15 protein-coding genes and 1 tRNA gene are annotated in these 18,750 nt (G+C 68.7%); 9 read left to right on the top strand and 7 right to left on the bottom strand.

Annotated features, from left to right (window positions below):
* Nucleotides 1–9 precede the first annotated feature (9 nt).
* Nucleotides 10–86: transfer RNA gene (locus ACZ5M6_RS07430), tRNA-Lys, on the bottom strand.
* An 89-nt stretch (nt 87–175) separates the two neighbouring features.
* Between ACZ5M6_RS07430 and ACZ5M6_RS07425 the strand changes: the two genes are divergently transcribed.
* The 8 genes from ACZ5M6_RS07425 to astB all read left to right on the top strand — a co-directional run bounded on the left by ACZ5M6_RS07425 (nt 176) and on the right by astB (nt 12,942).
* Nucleotides 176–1,267, top strand: a complete 1,092-nt coding sequence (locus tag ACZ5M6_RS07425; protein WP_054765131.1) for a CaiB/BaiF CoA transferase family protein — start codon at nt 176–178, stop codon at nt 1,265–1,267.
* Nucleotides 1,268–1,343: 76 nt separating this feature from the next.
* Nucleotides 1,344–1,610 carry a hypothetical protein gene (locus ACZ5M6_RS07420; RefSeq protein ID WP_054765130.1) on the top strand — a complete coding sequence of 89 codons (267 nt, stop codon included), beginning with the start codon at nt 1,344–1,346 and terminating at the stop codon, nt 1,608–1,610.
* A gap of 107 nt (nt 1,611–1,717) precedes the next feature.
* Nucleotides 1,718–3,514 carry an autotransporter assembly complex protein TamA gene (locus ACZ5M6_RS07415; RefSeq protein ID WP_464160047.1) on the top strand — a complete coding sequence of 599 codons (1,797 nt, stop codon included), beginning with the start codon at nt 1,718–1,720 and terminating at the stop codon, nt 3,512–3,514.
* Nucleotides 3,511–7,737, top strand: a complete 4,227-nt coding sequence (locus ACZ5M6_RS07410) for a translocation/assembly module TamB domain-containing protein (protein WP_464160046.1) — start codon at nt 3,511–3,513, stop codon at nt 7,735–7,737. Before ACZ5M6_RS07415 ends, ACZ5M6_RS07410 begins: the two co-directional genes overlap by 4 nt.
* Before the next feature lie 185 nt (nt 7,738–7,922).
* On the top strand, nt 7,923–9,173 hold the full coding sequence (locus ACZ5M6_RS07405) for a hydrolase (protein WP_464160045.1): 1,251 nt from the start codon (nt 7,923–7,925) through the stop codon (nt 9,171–9,173).
* Nucleotides 9,174–10,181, top strand: a complete 1,008-nt coding sequence (locus ACZ5M6_RS07400; protein WP_287397021.1) for an arginine N-succinyltransferase — start codon at nt 9,174–9,176, stop codon at nt 10,179–10,181. It begins immediately after the preceding gene.
* Nucleotides 10,178–11,608 carry a succinylglutamate-semialdehyde dehydrogenase gene (gene astD, locus ACZ5M6_RS07395; RefSeq protein ID WP_464160044.1) on the top strand — a complete coding sequence of 477 codons (1,431 nt, stop codon included), beginning with the start codon at nt 10,178–10,180 and terminating at the stop codon, nt 11,606–11,608. The genes ACZ5M6_RS07400 and astD overlap by 4 nt, the downstream gene beginning before the upstream one ends.
* The gene (astB, locus tag ACZ5M6_RS07390; RefSeq protein ID WP_464160043.1) at nt 11,605–12,942 is read left to right on the top strand and encodes an N-succinylarginine dihydrolase; all 1,338 of its coding nucleotides are present in this window, start codon (nt 11,605–11,607) and stop codon (nt 12,940–12,942) included. The genes astD and astB overlap by 4 nt, the downstream gene beginning before the upstream one ends.
* On the opposite strand, the gene phhA is transcribed toward astB, so the two are convergent.
* A complete protein-coding gene (gene phhA / locus ACZ5M6_RS07385; protein ID WP_201463873.1) occupies nt 12,939–13,814 on the bottom strand; it encodes a phenylalanine 4-monooxygenase in 876 nt (291 codons plus the stop codon). The two genes, astB and phhA, sit on opposite strands and share 4 nt — an antisense overlap.
* Nucleotides 13,815–13,871: 57 nt before the next feature.
* Entirely contained in the window at nt 13,872–14,180 is a 309-nt protein-coding gene (hspQ, locus tag ACZ5M6_RS07380) for a heat shock protein HspQ (RefSeq protein WP_464160042.1), read from the bottom strand.
* A 145-nt stretch (nt 14,181–14,325) separates the two neighbouring features.
* Here hspQ and ACZ5M6_RS07375 point away from each other — a divergent pair, with 145 nt between their 5' ends.
* Entirely contained in the window at nt 14,326–15,438 is a 1,113-nt protein-coding gene (locus tag ACZ5M6_RS07375; protein ID WP_464160041.1) for a Ppx/GppA phosphatase family protein, read from the top strand.
* A gap of 164 nt (nt 15,439–15,602) precedes the next feature.
* Here ACZ5M6_RS07375 and ACZ5M6_RS07370 read toward each other — a convergent pair whose 3' ends face one another.
* From ACZ5M6_RS07370 to ACZ5M6_RS07355, 4 genes are all read right to left on the bottom strand, one after another.
* Complete coding sequence (locus tag ACZ5M6_RS07370; RefSeq protein WP_183218202.1) at nt 15,603–16,475, bottom strand: peptidylprolyl isomerase; 873 nt, start codon at nt 16,473–16,475, stop codon at nt 15,603–15,605.
* Between the two features lie 20 nt (nt 16,476–16,495).
* Nucleotides 16,496–17,365 carry a peptidylprolyl isomerase gene (locus tag ACZ5M6_RS07365; protein ID WP_464160040.1) on the bottom strand — a complete coding sequence of 290 codons (870 nt, stop codon included), beginning with the start codon at nt 17,363–17,365 and terminating at the stop codon, nt 16,496–16,498.
* A complete protein-coding gene (gene coaD / locus ACZ5M6_RS07360) occupies nt 17,362–17,850 on the bottom strand; it encodes a pantetheine-phosphate adenylyltransferase (protein WP_464160039.1) in 489 nt (162 codons plus the stop codon). The genes ACZ5M6_RS07365 and coaD overlap by 4 nt, the downstream gene beginning before the upstream one ends.
* A 91-nt stretch (nt 17,851–17,941) precedes the next feature.
* The gene (locus ACZ5M6_RS07355; RefSeq protein ID WP_464160038.1) at nt 17,942–18,739 is read right to left on the bottom strand and encodes an aminotransferase class IV; all 798 of its coding nucleotides are present in this window, start codon (nt 18,737–18,739) and stop codon (nt 17,942–17,944) included.
* Nucleotides 18,740–18,750 lie beyond the last annotated feature (11 nt).

The raw sequence follows: 18,750 nt of genomic DNA, 5'->3' as shown, positions 1-18,750 counted from the left end.
AGGGAGAAATGGTACGTCCTCTCGGGCTCGAACCGAGGACCCTCTGATTAAAAGTCAGATGCTCTAACCAACTGAGCTAAGGACGCACCGCGCGACGTTCGGGCCTGGCCCAAACCGTCGAAGGGCGCCTTCTGTTGCAATCCGCCCTTCCGGTCAAGACCGGGTCTGCTACTCAATGCATATGAAACCGCTGAACGGACTTCGCATCCTCGAATTCGACGGACTGGGGCCCGTCACCTTCGCGGGCATGATGCTGGCCGACATGGGGGCCGAGGTGCTGCGCCTCACCCGCTCGGAAGCGGCGGCTTCGGCCGTCTTTTCCGAGGTGGGCGGCGCCGTCCTTCACCGCAATCGCGCCGCCGTGCCGGTCGATCTGAAGTCTGCGTCGGACCGGCGCGGGGTTCTGAGCCTGGTCGAGTCCGCCGACGCCGTGATCGAGGGTTTTCGTCCCGGCGTCATGGAACGTCTGGGCTATGGTCCGGCCGATCTGCTGGGCCGAAACCCCGCCCTCGTGTTTGGGCGGATCACGGGTTGGGGACAGAGCGGCCCCTTGGCCCAGGCCGTCGGACACGATCTGAACTACATCGGACTGACCGGTCTGCTTCACGCCATGGGGTCGCCGGACCGACCGCCGACGCCGCCCTTGAATCTGGTCGGCGACTACGGCGGCGGGGCGATGATGCTGGTCGTCGGCGTTCTGGCGGCCCTGCTGGAGGTCCGAACCACCGGGCGCGGACGCGTCGTGGACGCCGCCATGACGGACGGGACCGCCCTGCTGGGCGGCCTGTTCCACGCCCTGCGCGCCCAGGGCTTGTGGAACGACCGCCGCGGCTCCAACCTTCTGGACGGCGGCGCGCCCTTCTATCGGTGTTACATCTGCCGGGACGGCGGCTATGTGGCGGTCGCGGCGCTGGAGCCCCGCTTCTATCTCGCCCTGCTCTCGGGTCTGGGGATCGACCCCGCCGAAGCGCCTCAGTACGACACCTTCGCATGGCCGGATCTCCATCTTCGCTTCGCCGCCCTGTTCGCCGCCCGGAACCGTGACGACTGGGCGGAGCATTTCGCGGGGACGGAGGCCTGCGTCACCCCCGTGCTGAGCCTGGGCGAGGCGCCGGCTCATCCGCACAATCAAGCCCGTGGGACATTCGAAGACGGCGCCCCGGCCCCGGCGCCCCGCTTCGATGACCAGCCCTCTACGGTCGCAAATCCGCCGCCCCTTCCGCTCGACGCGGCCATACTGCGCTGGGGGGGCTGCGAACCCAGATGACCGAAGGCGTTTTCGGCGCTATGGAACGGAGCCGCGCGACAGACGTTGCAGAACCAACCCAGGGGAACCGCTTTTCATGAGACGCTCGATCTTCATTCTGGCCGCGACAGCGCTGGCCGCGTCCGCATTGGCGGGCTGTGAGGATCGCCAGTCTCGGCCCGAAGACGGCTACCAGCCCCCCGTTGAACAACCCGCCGAGACCGACGAGGCCGCCGGCGAGCCAGTCGTCGCCCCTGAAGTGACCGATCCCGCGCCCACGCCGCCTGAGGAGACCCCGCCGCCGCCGCAAGAGCGGACCTCGGAACAGTCGGTTCAGCCCGAAAGCGAAACCCTGTTCTACTGACGGGCCTTGTCCCTCCCTCCTGCGGTCGGATAGGGGCTAACCTAAGTGCTTGAAAGGGCGTGCCGAGGCGCCGATCCGGAGGCCGTGATCTTGACGAAAGCTGTAGTTTGACGATCCGGCCCGCCCTGTTTCTCACCGCATTGACGACCTGCAGCCTTCTCGCCCAGGCCGCCGCCGCAGATCCCCGCGCACAAATCCGCGGCGAGGTCGACACCGAGCTGCGCCGCATGTTGGAGCGGGCCATCGGCGAGGTGGACGGCCCCCCCGAAAGCCGGTTCGAAGCGCGGCGCCGCGCGCGCAGCGCCATGTCGGCGGCCGAGGCCCTGCTGCGGTCGGAAGCCTATTATCAGCCGGTGCTCGAAGACATCGTCGAAGGCGAAGAGCGGCCGACCGCCATCGTTTCGGTCGAGCCGGGTCGCCGCTTCGTGCTGACCCCGCCGACCATCAGCTGGATCGACCCCGCCCCCGACGCCGAGGCGGCCGAGGACGCCAGAGCCGCGATCGGGTTGAAGGCCGGCGATCCGGGCCGGGCGGTCGATGTGATCGCGGCGGAAGGGCGGATCGTCGCGCGCCTGGTGCGGGACGGCTATGCGGACGCCAAGGCCGATCCCCGCCGCGTCGTGGTGGATCACGCCGCCTTCACCGTCGCGCCCGAATACCGCATCGTATCGGGCCGGCCGGTCCTGTTGGACGGCGTCCTGATGCCGCGGTCGGGGCGCACCAATCAAGCCTGGGTCGCCGCCCTGGCGCCGTGGCGGGAAGGAGACCGGTATGACCCGGACAAGGTCGGCGAACTTGAGCGCCGCCTGTTGGACACCGGCGTCTATGACGGTGTGGGCGTCGCCCTCGCGCCGCCGGAACAGACCACCGCCGAAGGGCTGCGTCCCGTGATCGTGACGCTCCAGGACCGGCCCCGCCGCGTGCTGGAGGCCGGCGCCACCTGGGCCACCAAGGAAGGCGCCGGGGTGGACTTCATCTGGACCCGCTACAATCGGTTCGGCCGGGCCGACACCCTGGCGCTTGAGACCCGGTTCGCCCGGCTGGACAGCCGCATCGGCGCCGATCTGTCCCTGCCTCACTGGCGCAAGCCCGGCCGCACCCTGAAACTGAGCGGGGGCGTGGTGAAGGAGGACACCGACGCCTATGAACGCACCGCCCTGGTGCTGGCGGCCGAGCTGCAACAGCGGATCGGCCGGACCTCCTACTTCAACTACGGCATCGGCCTGGACGCGGGTCAGTACCGCGAGAACCGATACGACTATGCGTCCGTCCCCCCTAGGGCGGTCAGCTTCGACCGGGATCTGGCGATCGTGACCGGCCGCACCAGCGCCTATATAGACAACTCCAACGATCCTTTGAATCCGACGCGGGGATGGCGCGTGACCGCCTCGGTCCAGCCGACGGCCGTGGCCGGGGAGGACACGGTCCTTTTCCTGCGTAATGAGGCCCAGGCGACCGCCTATCTGCCGCTGCAAGATCAGGCCCGCACTGTCCTGGCCGGGCGCCTTCGTCTCGGCGCGATCATCGGCGGGGGTGAGCTGAGCGTGCCGTCGGACCGTCTGTTCTACTCCGGCGGCGGCGGGTCGGTGCGGGGCTATTCCTATCAGGGGGTCAATCCGCAACTGCCGGATCAGACCCCGCGCGGCGGTCTGTCGCTGTTCGAAACCTCGCTGGAGGTTCGTCACGACATCGGTCAGAGCTTCCAGGCTGTGGCCTTCGTCGACGCCGGCGCCGTGGGTTTTCAAGAGACGCCGAACCTCAGCAACATGCGCTACGGCGCGGGCGTCGGGGTTCGTTATAAGCTGCCGTTCGGCCCCATCCGCGCCGACGTCGCCATCCCCCTGGACAAGCGCGAAGGCGACTCGGCCTTCCAGATCTACATCAGCATCGGGCAGGCGTTTTGACCCAAGAGCCGCCCGAACAAGCGCCTGAAGCCGCGCCCGAAGAAACCGCCGCCCAGGTGCGCCGCAAGCGCAGCCTGCCACAGCTGATCGCCCTGATCGCCGGTGGAATAGTCGGCGGTGTACTGGTCCTGGCGCTGATCGCCCTGATCGGCGGTCGGATGTACATCGTCTCGGATGCCGGACGAGAACTGGTGTCGGGCTTTGTCCAGGGTCAGAAGATCAGCCGTTACGGCCGGATCAACGTCTATGGGCTGAAGGGCGATTTGTTCGACGACTTCACCCTGGAGCGGGTCACGGTCACGGACCGCGAGGGGGTCTGGCTGGACGCCCGAAACGTCAGGGTCGATTGGTCCTACTGGCCCCTGGTCACGCGGCGGTTTCACGCCACGGAGATCAGCGCCGATGTGATCCGACTGATCCGCCGCCCCATTCTGGACGCGCCGAGCGGCGAGCCCGGCGGCCCCCAGCCGATCGACGTCGATATCGACAAGTTCTCGGCGCGGGTCGAACTGCTGGAAGGTTTTTCCAAGGAATACGGGCGCTGGGATCTGTCGGGAATGGTCGACCTGCCGCGTCGCGGGGCCAAACACGCCGAGCTGAAGGCCGACAGTCTGAATCGCCCCGGCGATCTTTTGCGCCTGGCGGCGACCTTCGGCGGCAAGCTGGAGGACACGCGCGTCGATCTGCGCGCCAAGGAGGCCCAGGGCGGCCCCCTGGCCGGCGCCCTGGGCTATTCGCCGGACGAACCCTTTTCGGCCGTTGCGGTCGTGAACGCCGACCTGGTGCGGGCCAAGGTTCAGACCGGCCGCTTCGTCCCGCTGACGGTGGACGGACGGTTCGGCGAGGCCGGGTCTCGGGTCTCGGGCTATTTCGATTTCAGCGGCTCGGACCTGTTCGCCCCCTTCGTCGAACGGGTCGGGCGCACGGCGCGGTTCGGCTTCGCCATGGTCCCGGCCAAGGACAAGGCCTTCCAGGGCGTGGGTTGGAAACTGATCTCCGACAACGTCGCCTCCGAAGCGCGGGGCGTCATCCGCATGTCCGACCGCAGTTCGCCCGACGGAATTCGACTGGACGTTCAGACCGCGTCCCTGAGCCGATTGACGGGTGCGGACGTCGCCGGTCCCGCCGCCTATTCCGGTCTGTTCAAGGGCGACGCCCAGACCTGGAGCCTGGAAGGCCAGGCCACCCTGTTGAACGCCAACCTGGCCAGCTACAGGGCGACCCGCATCGCAGGGCCGCTGAACGTGCAGGTCCGCGACGGACGGATGGATCTCGACGGCGACGTTCGGGCCTTCGGCGGTTCGACCCAGGGCCTGATCGGCGGTCTGCTGGGCGCAGCCCCGCGCGTTCAGCTTGAAGCCGCACGCATGAAGGACGGCGCCCTATTGCTGGAGAAGATCGATCTGGACGGCCAGGGGCTGTCGGTCGAGGGATCCGGCTCCCGCAATCTTCTGGGCGGCATGGGGTTCCGCGGCGATGCGCGGCTGACCGACGTTTCGCGCATCCAGTCCGGCGGCAAGGGGTCTTTCGGCGGGTCCATTCGCGCCGCCTCGGCCAAGACGGGCGCGCCCTGGACCCTGAGTTTCGACGGCCGGGGCCGCGAGCTGAGCGTGGGCATGGACGAGTTGGACCGTCTTCTGGGCCGCACGCCGCGTCTCCAGCTGGACGGCAAGCTGAACGGCGGCCGGATCGAGGTGGATCGCGGCGAACTGACCGGCGCCGCCGGACGGGCCGGCGCCAAGGGGCTGATCGAAACGGACGGCCGCCTGCGGCTGGCCCTGAACTGGAACGCGCGCGGCCCCTTCGCCGCCGGTCCAGTCGAAATCGCCGGCGACATGAACGGACAAGGCGCCCTGACCGGAACCCTGTCTCAGCCGCGCGTCGATCTGACCGCAGGGTTCGACCGGGTCACGGCCGGCGGACTGATCCTGACCGACGCCGACCTGATCCTGAGCTTCCGCAAGGGCGCAGACGCCTCGGACGGCCGGATCACGATCACCAGCGGCTCCAACTACGGCCCGGCCCGCGCGTCGGGGAATTTCGCCCTGGGCGGCGACCGGATCAGGCTGAGCGATCTGGACGTCAACGCCGGCGGCGTCACGGCCCAAGGCGCCGTGGCCTTGTCGGACAACCTGCCTTCCAGCGCGGACCTGACCTTCACAGCGCGCGCCGGCGCCTTCCTGGCTTCCGGCGAAGCCAACGGGCGGGTCCGCCTGACCGAGGGCGGCGGCTCCGACAGCGCCATCCTGGACGTCAGCGGGCGAAACGTCCGTCTGTCCGGCCAAAGCTGGGTCATTCGCACCGTCGATCTGGACGGCCGCGGAACCCTGAACAATCTGCCCTTCACCCTGGCCCTGGACGTCGGCGGCGGCTCGCCCGCCCAGTTCAATGGAACCGGGGTCTATTCGCGACGCGGCGACGCCCAGACCCTGAGCCTGCGCGGCGGCGGCCGGGTCCGCGAGGTGGCCTTCACCACCCGCACCCCCGCCACCCTGACCTTGGATGGCGCAGAGCGGTCGGCCCATCTCGATCTCGGCGTCGGAGGCGGAATCCTGATGGCGGACCTGCGTCAGGATTCACGGATCGCCGTCATCCAGGCCGACCTGACCAGCGTCGATCTCCAAACCATTTCCCCGGATCTGCGCGGCCGCGCGACGGGCCGAGTCTCTCTGCGCGGCGCCGGGGACGATCTGTCCGGTTCGGCCAACGTCACCTTGCAGGACGTCCGCAGCATCGACGCCCCACGCGGCCTGGCGGTCGACGGCCGTCTGGACGCCACCCTGATCAACAACAGCCTGACGGTGAAGGCCGTCGCCTCGGACGAGGACGCCGTTCAGGCGGCCGCCGACATCACCTTGCCGGTCGAAGCCTCAGCGGCGCCGCTGCGGCTGGCGATCGCCCGCCAGCGCCCGATGTCCGGCAATGTCTCGATCAATGGACAGATTCAGCCGATCTGGGATCTGTTCCTGGGCGGTGACCGCACCTTGGCGGGCCAGGTGGACGGCCGAGCGACGATCGCCGGCACCCTGGCGTCCCCGCGTCTGAACGGCCGGTTCGACCTGTCGCAAGGCTCCTATCGCGAGAAGTCGGTGGGGCTGGTTTTGGGCGACCTCAATCTGAGGACGCGGTTCGACGACACCACGGCCTTGATCGAAGCCTTCAGCGCCAATGACACGGCGGGCGGCACGGTGAACGGCCAGGGTCGGATCGGACTGCGCGAAGGCTCGGGCTCGACCGCCCAGCTGAACCTGACCCGCTTCCGCGTCATCGACAACGACATAGGCGAGGCCCGCGCCACAGGCCCCGTGACCATCGTCCGCGGCCAGGACGGCAACATCCAGCTGTCGGGTCAGATCAATGTCGATGAAGCGCGGATCGAGCCGGAGGTGCCCGGTTCCACCGGCATCGTCTCCATGGACGTGGTCGAGATCAACCGGCCCGGCGGAGACGACCAGGAAGCCGAGGTGCGCCAGCGCGGCCCTCAGATCGGCCTGGACATCGCCCTGCGCTCCAGCGGGGGCAAGGTGCGGGTCAGCGGCCGTGGCCTGAACGTGGTGCTGGACGTCAACGCCCGGGTGCGCGGTACAGTGGCCCAACCCCAGCTGACCGGCACGGCCAATGTGGTTCGCGGCGACTATGAGTTCGCCGGCAAGCGCTTCGTCTTCGACGAGTCCGGCCGCGTCACCCTGTCCACCGATCCGGAGGACATCCGCCTGAACCTGTCGGCGACGCGAGAGGACGCGGCCCTGACCGCCACCATCAATGTCACCGGCACGGCGGCCCAGCCGAAGATCGCCCTGACCTCCACCCCCGCCCTGCCCCAGGACGAAATCCTGTCCCAGGTGCTGTTCGGCCGGTCGGCCGCCCAGTTGTCGCCGTTCGAGGCGGCGCAGTTGGCGGCGGGGGTTGCGGCCCTGGCGGGCGGCGGCGGCTTCGACGTCATCGGCAATCTGCGCGAACTGGCGGGGCTGGACCGGCTGTCCTTCGGCGGACAGGCCAGCGCCCTGACGGTGGCGGGCGGCCGCTACATCACCGACGACGTCTATCTGGAGGTCATCGGCGGCGGTGAGGGCGGGGCGGCGGTCAAGGTGGAGTGGCAACCGCGCCGGAATCTGGCGATCAGCTCCCAGTTCGGCGGCCAGGGCGAAACCAGCCTGTCGATCCGTTGGCGTCGTGAAAGCCGCGACCCCGGCCAGCGCGCCGACCGGCGCCCGAACCGGTAATCTGTCGGCCCGACCTTCACCTTTGGACGCGCGGCGTCTAGAGCCTGATCCGTTGAGGAGGAACCGCTACGCGGTTCCGCTGAAACGGTGAATCAGGCTCCAGATTAAAGCGAGAGCATGATTCACGCTTCTGTCGGAACCGCAAAGCGGTTCCGTCCGAAACGATCATGCTCTAGGGTCCGGCCATGCGGATTCTGAACGCCGACCAGGCCGTCCTGGACCATGTCGCCGGGCGACGTGACGCCATCATCGGCCGCACCATCGACTGGGCTGACATCAACTCCGGCAGCCGCAACGCCGCCGGGTTGAACGCCGTGTTGGACGCGCTGGAGACTGAGGCCCGGCTCCTGCCTGCCACGGTCGAACGCATCCCGACCCAGGACTCCGCCACCGTCGCCGACGACGGCTCGGTGCGGACCGAGGCCCACGCCGACGCCCTGAAGATCACCGCCCGGCCGGAGGCGCCGATCCAGGTCGTCCTGACCGGCCACTACGACACCGTCTTCCCCGCCGACAGCCGCTTCCAGACCGTGACCACCCGCCCGGACGGCGCTTTGAACGGTCCCGGCGTCGCCGACATGAAGGGCGGCATCAGCGTGCTTCTGGCCGCGCTCGAAGCCTTCGAGACTCATCCCGACCGTCACGGCGTGGGCTGGACCGTTCTGCTGAGCCCGGACGAAGAAATCGGCTCGCCCGCCTCCGCGCCTCTGCTGGCCGAACTGGGCGCGCGCGGCCATGTCGGCCTGACCTATGAGCCGGCCCTGGCGGACGGAACCTTGGCGGGGGCGCGCAAGGGCAGCGGCAACTATCATCTGATCGTCACCGGCAGGGCCGCCCACGCCGGCCGGGCCTTCGAGGAAGGCCGCAATGCGGTGGCGGGCGCGGCCATGATCGCCGCCGCCCTGCACGGGCTGAACGGTCGGCACGAGGGCGTCACCGTGAACGTCGCCAAGATCGCGGGCGGCGGCGCCCTGAACGTCGTCGCCGACAACGCCGTGGTCCGCTTCAACGTGCGCGTGCCTGACAAGGCGGCCGCCGACTGGATCGACGCCTCGGTCCGCGCCATCGCCGCCACGCCGCCGTTCGAAGGCCTGACGCTGGATCTGCACGGCGGCTTCACCCGCGCGCCCAAGCCGATGGACGCCGCCCAGACGGCCCTGTTCGAGGCGGTGAAGGAAGCCGGCGCCCTCTTGGGCCAGTCCATCGCCTGGAAACCCTCGGGCGGCGTCTGCGAGGGCAACAATCTCCACGCCGCCGGCCTGCCCAATATCGACACCCTGGGCGTCCGCGGCGGCGACATCCATTCGGACCAGGAGTTCGCCTGGCCCGACAGCTTCGTCGAACGCGCCCAGCTCAGCGCCCTTATCCTGTGCAAGATCGCCTCGAGCGAGATCGATGCGGCCAAACTCAAAGCCCTTCGGATGGAAACTCTCTGAATGCTCGTCGTCCGTCCCGCCGGCCCCGCCGACCTCGACCATCTGCTCGAACTGGCCATCCTGTCCGGCCCCGGCTTCACCAGCCTGCCCGAGGATCCCGACGCCCTGGCCGAGCGGCTGGACCTCAGCCAGGCCAGTTTCGAGGGCAAGGTTCCCTGGCAGGAAGCCTGGTACACATTGATGCTGGAAGACGGCGACACGGGCGACATCGACGGCGTCGGCTCGGTCAAGGCGACCGTCGGGCTGAAACGCCCCTTCTTCTCGTTCCGCGTGGTCAACAACACCGTCCAGTCGCCGTCCCTGGGGGTGAAGCTGGACCATCAGACCCTGGTGCTGGTCAATGAATGCACCGGCTGGACCGAGGTTGGGTCGCTGTTCCTGAAGGCGGATCGGCGAAAGGGCGGCGCCGGCCGTCTGCTCAGCCAGTCGCGATACATGCTGATCGGCGCCCAGCCCGACCTGTTCGCCGACATGGTTCTGGCCGAACTGCGCGGCGTCTTCACCCCCGACGGCGCCTGCCCCTTCTGGGACCATGTGGCCCACAAATTCTTCCCGATGGAGTTCGACGACGCCGACCGGATGACCGGCTCCACCGACAAACAGTTCATCCTCGACCTGGCGCCGCGCCATCCGATCTATGTCGAACTGCTGCCGGAACCGGCGCGTGCGGTGATCGGCAAGGTCCATCCGCAGGGCGTGCCCGCCATGGCCCTGCTGGAAAGCGAAGGGTTCCGGCCCAACGGTCTGGTCGACATCTTCGACGCCGGTCCGACCGTCGCCTGCGGCCGCGACAATATTCGCACCGTGCGCGACGCCCGCCGACTGAAGGTCGAATTGGTCGATACGGTTCAGGCCGAACTGCCGGCCCTGATCTCGACCGACAGCGTCGCCGCCTTCCGCGCCGTCCGCGCCAAGGCCGATATCGACGGCGACGCCGTGCGCCTGACCGCCGAAACCGCCGCCGCGCTCAAGGTCCGCAGCGGAGACACTGTGCGAGTAAAATCATGACCCGTTTCACCTCCACCGATCCCGCCACCGAAGCCGTCAACTGGGAGGGCGAGGCCGCCTCCCCCGCCCAGGTCCAGACCGCCGTCGACGCCGCCCGCGCCGCCTTCCCTGACTGGGCCGACCGCCCGCGCCAGGACCGGATCGACGCCGTCAAACGCTATCAGGCCGTGCTGAAGGACCGCGCGCCCCAGATCGCCGAGGCCATCGCCCGCGAGACCGGCAAGCCCCTGTGGGAGACCAAGACCGAGGCCGCCGCCATGATCGGCAAGGTGGACATCTCGATCCGCGCCTATGACGAACGCACCGGCGAACGGACCAGCGACACCGCCTTCGGCCGCGCGACCCTGCGGCATCGACCGCACGGCGTGGCGGCGGTCCTGGGCCCGTTCAACTTCCCCGGTCACCTGCCCAACGGCCATATCGTCCCGGCCCTGCTGGCCGGCGACACCGTCGTCTTCAAGCCGTCGGAGGAAACACCCCTGGTCGGTCAGGTGATGGCCGAAGCCTTCGCCGCCGCCGACCTGCCGACCGGCGTGGTCAATGTGGTCCAGGGCGGACGCGAGACCGGCGCGGCCCTGCTGGACGCCGGGATCGACGCCCTGATGTTCACCGGTTCCGGCGCGGCGGGCGCCCACTTCCGGCGCAAGTTCGCCGACGATCCCCACGTCATCCTGGCGCTGGAGCTGGGCGGCAACAATCCGCTGGTCGTCTGGGATGCGTCGGATGCCGAAGCCGTGGCGGGCATAGCGGTGCAGTCCGCCTTCATCACCACCGGCCAGCGCTGCTCCTGCGCCCGCCGCCTGATCGTGCCGGAAGGGGCTCAAGGCGATGCGATCGTCGAAGCCATCGCCGCCCTGTCCGACCGCCTGGTCTTCGGTCCCTGGGACAGCGATCCAGAACCCTACGCTGGACCGCTGATCTCAGCCCGCGCGGCCGAAGCGGCATTGAAAGCGCTGCAGGAACGGATCGACGCCGGCGCCAAGGTCATCCGCGCCTCGGGGCCCGTCGCCAACCTGCCCAATTCCGTAAAGGGGGGCGCCTTCGTCAAACCTGCCCTCATCGACGTGACCGGGATTGACGTTCCCGACGAGGAGATGTTCGCCCCCTTCCTATCGGTGATCCGCGTCCCGACCTTCGACGCCGCGATCCAGGCGGCCAACGCCACCCGCTACGGCCTGTCCGCCGGCCTGATCAGCGACGACCCAGCCAACTGGGACCATTTCATCCGCCGCATCCGCGCGGGCGTCGTCAACTTCAACCGCCCCACCACCGGCGCCGCCGGCGACATGCCCTTCGGCGGCCTGGGCGCCAGCGGCAACCACCGCCCCAGCGCCTATTACGCCGCCGACTACTGCGCCTATCCGGTCGCCAGCTTCGAGGCCGACGCGGTCGCCAACATCGAAGGCGAGATCAAGGGGCTGCTATGACCACCGCCGTCGAAGCCAACGCCGACGGCCTGATCGGGCCGACCCACTCCTACGCCGGTTTGTCGCCGGGCAATCTGGCCTCAAGCCTGAACAAGGGCGAGGCGTCAAATCCCCGCGCGGCGGTGCTGCAGGGGTTGGACAAGATGAAGACCCTGGCGGACCTGGGCCTGCCCCAGTTCGTCCTGCCGCCGCATGAGCGGCCCAATATTCCCTTCCTGCGCACCCTGGGCTTCACCGGCTCGGACGCCCAGGTGCTGGAACAGGCCTGGAAGGATGCGCCGTCGTTCGCCGCCGCCGCCTGCTCCGCCTCGCCCATGTGGGCCGCCAACGCCGCGACCGTGACCCCCAGCGCCGACGCCGCCGACGGGCGGGTGCACTTCACACCCGCCAATTTGGTCACCAATCTACACCGCTCGCTGGAACATCAGCAGACGAAGCGGGCGCTGGACGCCCTCTTCCCCGATCCTGAGCGGTTCGCCGTCCATGACGCCCTGCCCTCCGTCGCCCATCTGGCCGACGAAGGCGCCGCCAACCATGTGCGCCTGTGCGCCGAACATGGGGCGCCCGGCGTCAATCTGCTGGTCTGGGGACGCGAGGCGTTCGAGCCCTGGGACGGCCCCTACCCCGCCCGCCAGACGCGCGAAGCCTCTCAGGCCATCGCCCGTCGGCACGCCGCGGGGCGCCCGGTTCTGGCTCAGCAGTCGAAGGCCGCCATCGCCGGCGGAACCTTCCACAATGACGTGGTCTGCGTCGGCGCGCTGGAGACCCTCTTCTTCCACGACCTCGCCTTCGAGGACACGGCCGCGACCCAGGACGCCATCCGCCGCGCCGCCGACGGCTTGTTCGACCCGATCTTCGTCGAGGTCTCCTCCGCCGACCTGCCCCTGGCCGACGCCATCAGCTCCTATCTGTTCAACTCCATGCTGATCCAGGTTCCGGGCGACGACCGCCTGACCCTGATCTGCCCGACCGAGACGCGAGACAACCCCCGCAGCCATGCGGTGGCGCAATCCCTGGCCGCCTCGAACGGTCCCATCGGCCAGGTCCGCTATGTCGATGTGCGCCAGTCGATGCGGAACGGCGGCGGCCCGGCCTGTCTGCGCCTGCGGGTCGTCCTGAACGCGGCGGAGCTGGCCGCGACCAACCCGGCCATGCGCCTGACCGACGCCCTACACGCCCGACTGTCAGACTGGGCGCGCCGCTGGTACCGCGACGAACTGCGCCCCGCCGACCTGGCCGATCCCGCCCTGCTGGACGAGAGCCGGGGGGCGCTGGACGAACTGACGGCGATCTTGCAGTTGGGCGGCGGCTTCTATCCGTTCCAGCGGCCCTAGGCCGCGAACCGGCCGCCCTTGGCCGCATAGGCCTGGGTGCCGCGCGTGAACACCTGATCGCTGGGCAGGACGGAATCGATCGGCAGATCGGCCTGCCCCTTCAGCGCCGCATAGACCGGGCCGAAGTCCTTCAGCGTCTCGTCCTTCAGGGCTTCCAGACTGTCGATCACGAAATAGACCTGCTGGAAGTCGTCGATTCGATAGAGGGTCCGCATGACCCGCTCCAGGTCGAAGCCCAGGCGGTTCGGCGACGGATCATCCAGCGCAAAGACGCTCTCGGTCGCCGAGGAGACGATGCCGGCGCCGTAGATGCGCAAGGCCCCCGCCTCCTTCATCAGGCCGAACTCGACCGTGTACCAATAAAGCCGCGCCAGATTGGGCAACATGCCCAGGCCCGCCGCCCGCTGTCCGCCCTTGCCATAGGCCTCCATATAGGCGGCGAAGTCCGGGTCGGTCAGCATGGGCACATGGCCGAAGACGTCGTGGAAGATGTCGGGTTCTTGCAGATAGTCGAGCTGGTCCGGCTTCCTGATGAACTGGCCCGAGACGAAGCGGCGGTTGGCCAGATGGTCGAAGAAGACCTCGTCCGGCACCAGCCCCGGCACGCAGACCACGGTCCAGCCGGTCAGGGCCTGAAGCTTGGGATTGATGACGTCGAAGTCGGGAATGCCGCCTGCGTTCAGGTCCAGCGCGTCCAGTCCTCGCAGGAAGGCGTCGCAGGCGCGTCCCGGCAGGATCTTCATCTGACGGGCGTACAGGGTGTCCCAGGTGCGGTGTTCGACCTCGGTATAGGCGTCCCAGTTCTGCGGGATGGTCCAGTCGGCGGCCGCCCCTTCCGGGGGCTTTTCAAATACATGTTCGAAGTCGGACATGGAGCGCTCCTCTTTGCCCCATCCTAACCCTCCGCCCGCGCCCGTTCCATCGCTTCCTCAGTGGATGCCGGCATGGAGCGGCGCATGGTGGCCCTGTCCATCAACGGTGAACCAGCGTCGGACGTCGTCCGTCAGCAGCGCCGACCGACCGTCTTCCAGAACGGATTCCGCCGCATAGGCGACGAAACCGCCGTCCTCGCCCAGGGCGAAGATGCGATAGAAGGGCTGATCCGGCGAGACCGCGCCGGTGTCAGAGGCCGGCCCCTGATAGGCCGGATCGACATCCATCACCACGCCGCGAAAGGCGTCGTCGCAGTGGCGCACCATATGGCCGATGGCGAACCGGGCTGTGTGAATCTGGGTCATGCTCCCTGTTACGCTTGGCCGGATGACCCTGACGCCACAGACCTGTTCATCTTCCTGACAGAATGGCTTGGCGCGGACGATCTTGCCGGGCTAGGTTGATCGGGACGGGCGCCGCTTTGGACCGCCCACATCGGAATGACGGCCCATGCCGGAGACCCACGGCGCGCCCCGACGGCGCGACGAGCGGTCCCAGCCTTCCCGCGAGCGGGATGCGTCGGGTCGGGACGCGCCCCTGTATGGCGCGCTCGATCTGGGGACCAACAATTGCCGGCTGCTGATCGCCAGACCGTCCCGCGACGGTTTTCGGGTGGTCGACAGCTTCAGCCGTATCGTGCGGCTGGGCGAGGGCCTGTCGCGGACAGGGCGGCTGGACACGCGCGCCATGGACCGAGCCTATGACGCCTTGGCCCTTTGCGCCGAGCGGATCGTCAGGAAGGGCGTGGATCCGGTCAGGCTGAGCGCGGTGGCCACCCAGGCCTGCCGGGCGGCCGAGAACGGGGCCGAGTTCATCGACAGGGTCCGCAAGGGCACCGGGCTGCGGCTGCGGATCATCGATCCGGCCGAAGAGGCGCGGCTGGCGGTCGAGGGCTGTCTGAACCTGATCGACCCGAAGGCCGAGGGGGTGGTGATCATCGACGTGGGCGGCGGGTCGACCGAACTGTCCTGGCTGAGGCGCGACGGGCCGAACTGGAAGACCACCGGCTGGATGTCGGCGGCCCTGGGGGTCGTCACCCTGGCGGAGCGGCATCCCGAACCCGAAGGGACCAGTCCTGCGGACCACGCCCAATGGTATGAGACCATGGTCGCCGACATGGGCGCGGCCCTGGCCGGAGGCGGCGTCGAGGATCCCGAGATGCTGGACCTGCTGCGGCGAAACTGCGCCCATCTGATAGGGACATCGGGCGCCATCACCAGTCTGGCGGGCATCCATCTGAAGCTGCCCCGCTACAACCGCGATCGGGTCGACGGCCTGTGGATGACCAGGGCCGAATGCGAGGCGGCGGCGGAGCGGCTGAAGCGGCTGGGGCCAGACGGGCGCGCCAAGGAGGCCTGTATCGGGCCGGATAGGGCCGATCTGGTCCTGGCGGGGGCGGCGATCCTTGAGGCGATACAGCGCGCCTGGCCGTCAGAGCGTGTCAGGGTGGCGGATCGCGGCTTGCGCGAGGGCCTGCTGCTGCAACAGATGCGGGCGGACAAGGCCCCGCCCAAACGCCGCAGGCGGCGCCGGGGCCGGGGGCGAGGACCTGCCGGCGCCTGACGCACCGTCTCCTCCCCACGACGTGGGAAGGTGGCGCGACGCCTCTTCGCGTCGTGACGGAGGGGTTCTTCCCGCATCGCAGACGCCTGTGCGGCGTCCAGAACCCCTCCACCACGCTTCGCGCGCCCCCCCTCCCCATTGCATGGGGAGGAGACAGTGCGGGCTCAGCCCGCCGTGGCCACCCGCACCGGCAGGTCGATGTCGCAGACTGAGAAGTCCGCGCCCTTGGCCTGGCGCGCCTCATCGACCAGGGCGCGGAAGGCGGGTGAGGCGGGATTCAGCATCTGAACCGCCGGGCGTTCGGCGGCGGGCAGGTCGGAGGCCAGGCGGACGCGGGTCATCCGGTCGGGATCGGTCACGATGCCGCTGGGCTCCGGACTGGCCTTCAGGGCGCGGACCACCTCAAGCCCCACGACCACCCGCCCCCAGACGGTGTAACGCTTGTCCAGCGCGGGATAGGGCTGGCGCATCAGGAAGAACTGGCTGTTGGCGGTGTCATTGCCCTCGTCGCGCGCCATGCCGGCCACGCCGGGGCAATAGAGACCCCAGCCGTGGACCTTGCGATCCGAGGTGCCGGCCATCAAGGCGTCGGGCTGGGTCTGGACCGGAATGGAATGATAGAAGCCGACCAAGGCCCCGGCCGGCGCCGCCACGGGGGTGAAGGCCATGTCCGGCCCACGCCGGAAGGTGAACTCGGCCTTCAGGTCGGGATACCAGCTCTGGCCGTCGCCGGTGCCGAGGGGATCGCCGGTCTGGGCCATGAACCAGTCGATGACCCGATGCCAGGCCAGATTGTCGTAGAAGCCGCGCGAGGCCAGCAGCTTGATCCGCTCGACATGGGCCGGGGCGATCTCGGGCGCCAGCTCGACCAGAATCCGCCCCTTGGTCGTGTCGATGACCAGCAGATTGTCGGGGGCGACGGCGCGCCATTCGGTCGGGCCGGGCGGCGGCGGCGGCGCGGCCGCCTCCTGCGCCTGGGCGGCCCCGGTCAGCAGGGCGGCCAGCCCTGCGGCGATCAACGTCTTGCGAAAGATCATCACCCCTCCCCTGTCGCGTCTCAGCCCCCGACGACCTCGGCCACCGGCTGGACGTCGCAGATGGTGAAGCCGCCGCCGCGCGCGGTGCGGGCCGCGGCGATTCGTTCGGCGAAGGCGGCGCTGGCGGGGTTCAGCACCCGCACGGTCGGGCGTTCGCCCTCGGGCAGGGCCGAGGCCATGCGGACCCTGGTCATCACATCGGGATTGGCCACCTTGCCGTCCTCGGCGTCAGAGCCCTTGTTCAGCTTGTTGACGACGTCCAGGCCCGAGACCACGCGGCCGAAGGCGGTATAGACGCCGTTCAACTGGTCCCGGTCGCCCATCATCAGGAAGAACTGACTGTTGGCGCTGTCAGGCGAACCCGCCCGCGCCATGCCCAGAACGCCGGGGCAGAACAGGCCGTGGGCCGCGACCTTGAAGTCGGCCGTCACCATCATCTGGGCGTCGGGCTGGGTCTCGACCGGCAGAACGCCGACCAGGCCGCGCACCCCCTGTCCGGCGTTCGGCACGGCGACGAAGCCGGCGTCGCGACCGCGGCGGAAGCTGAACTCGGCCTTCAGGTCGGGCAGGTCGCTGCCGCCCTCGCCCGTGCCCTGGGGGTCGCCGGTCTGGGCCATGAAGTCGGGGATGACGCGGTGGAATTTCAGCCCGTCATAGAAGCCCTGGTTGGCCAGGGTGCGGATGCGTTCGGCGTGGGCCGGGGCGGCCACCGGCGTCAGCTCGACCAGAATGCGGCCCTTCGAGGTGTCGATGACCAGCAGGTTTTCCGGCGCCACCGTCCGCCAGTCCGAGGCAGGAGCCTGGACCTGGCTTTGAGCCTGGGCCGAAACGGTCCCCAGAAGGGCGGCGGCGGCCGCCGCGATCACACCAAGACGCATTGCCGAACTCATCCTCTGTTCTTGACCTTGTCCCGGACGCGCGCGGCGACGGCGGGGCTGACGAAACTGTCGATCGCGCCGTCCAGACGGGCGATCTCCTTGACCAGGCGCGAGGCGATGGCCTGATGCCGAGGATCAGCCATCAGAAAGACCGTCTCGATGTCCTGATTGAGGCGCTGGTTCATGGCCGTCATCTGGAACTCGTATTCGAAATCGGCGACCGCGCGCAAACCGCGAATGATGACATTGGCGTTCAGCTCTTCCGCGAAATGCATCAGCAGGGTCGAAAAGGGCTGGACCACGATGTCCCCGCCCAGGCTCGCGACCTCGGTCCGAAGCATCTCGACCCGCTCGGCCGTGGTGAACAACGGTCCCTTCTCGTCATTCTGGGCCACGCCGATGACGACCCGATCGACCAGCTTCAGGGCCCGTTTGATAATGTCGGTATGGCCGTTCGTGACCGGATCGAAGGTGCCCGGATAAAGTCCGATGCGCATGGCGTTTTCTCCCCCGGCTTGTCGCCTGCCGTCGGGGGTGACTTAGCAGGTGCGAAATCGACGGCCTAGACGGCTGACGCGATCGTCATGCTCAATCGGCGATTGACTGAGGCCGCTGCGCCAGCCAAGCCTGGTTGAGCCGGTCCAGAACGGCGGGATCATTGGCGAACGTCGCCTGGTCAATATGGGTGACCGGACAGACGGGCGTTGCGCTGTTGCACAGAAAGGCGCCGTCGAAACCCGCCAGTTCGGACACATGCACTGGGCGGGTCTGAGACGACAGCCCCTGCCCAGCCAGCCCCCGGTCGATCAGGACCTGGGTCACGCCCGCCAGCATCGGCGCCTGGGGCCAGATGATCCGATCCACCTGGATGAAGCCGATGTTCCAGGTGACGCCTTCGGACACATGACCCTGATCGTCGACGAACAAGGCGTCGTCAAAGCCCCCCGCCCGCGCGGCCCGGCGCATGCGCGTCTGACCAAAGGTGGCGACATGCTTCAAATGCGGCGCCTCGCGGACATAGGGGACGGCGGTGACCCGCATCGAGGTCGCCAAGGGCGGCGGCGGCGGCGAGACGACGGTCATCACCTTGGGCCGTCCGACGAAGGACGGATTGCGGTGGCCGATCTCCGGTGAGAACAGGCTGACCCGCAGCCAGCAGGCGTCGCGCCCTTCGACAGCCAGCGCCGACAGACGCCGGACCTCGGCCTCGCCGGGGCTTTCGCCGAACAGTTCGACGGCGGCCTGATCCAGCCGGGCGAGATGCAGGTCGAGCCCCCGGACCCCGCCATGCTCGACGCGGAAGGAGGTGTAGGCGCCGTAGTTGACCAAGGCCTGGTGCGCCAGGTCGTCAGGGGCGGCGGGAAGGCCGTCGATCAGGATCGACATTATCGGTATGT

It is taken from the genome of Brevundimonas sp. Br13, from assembly GCF_055391505.1.
Note: the sequence above shows the minus strand (reverse complement) of the source record. Positions and strands in the feature narration are given on the sequence as shown.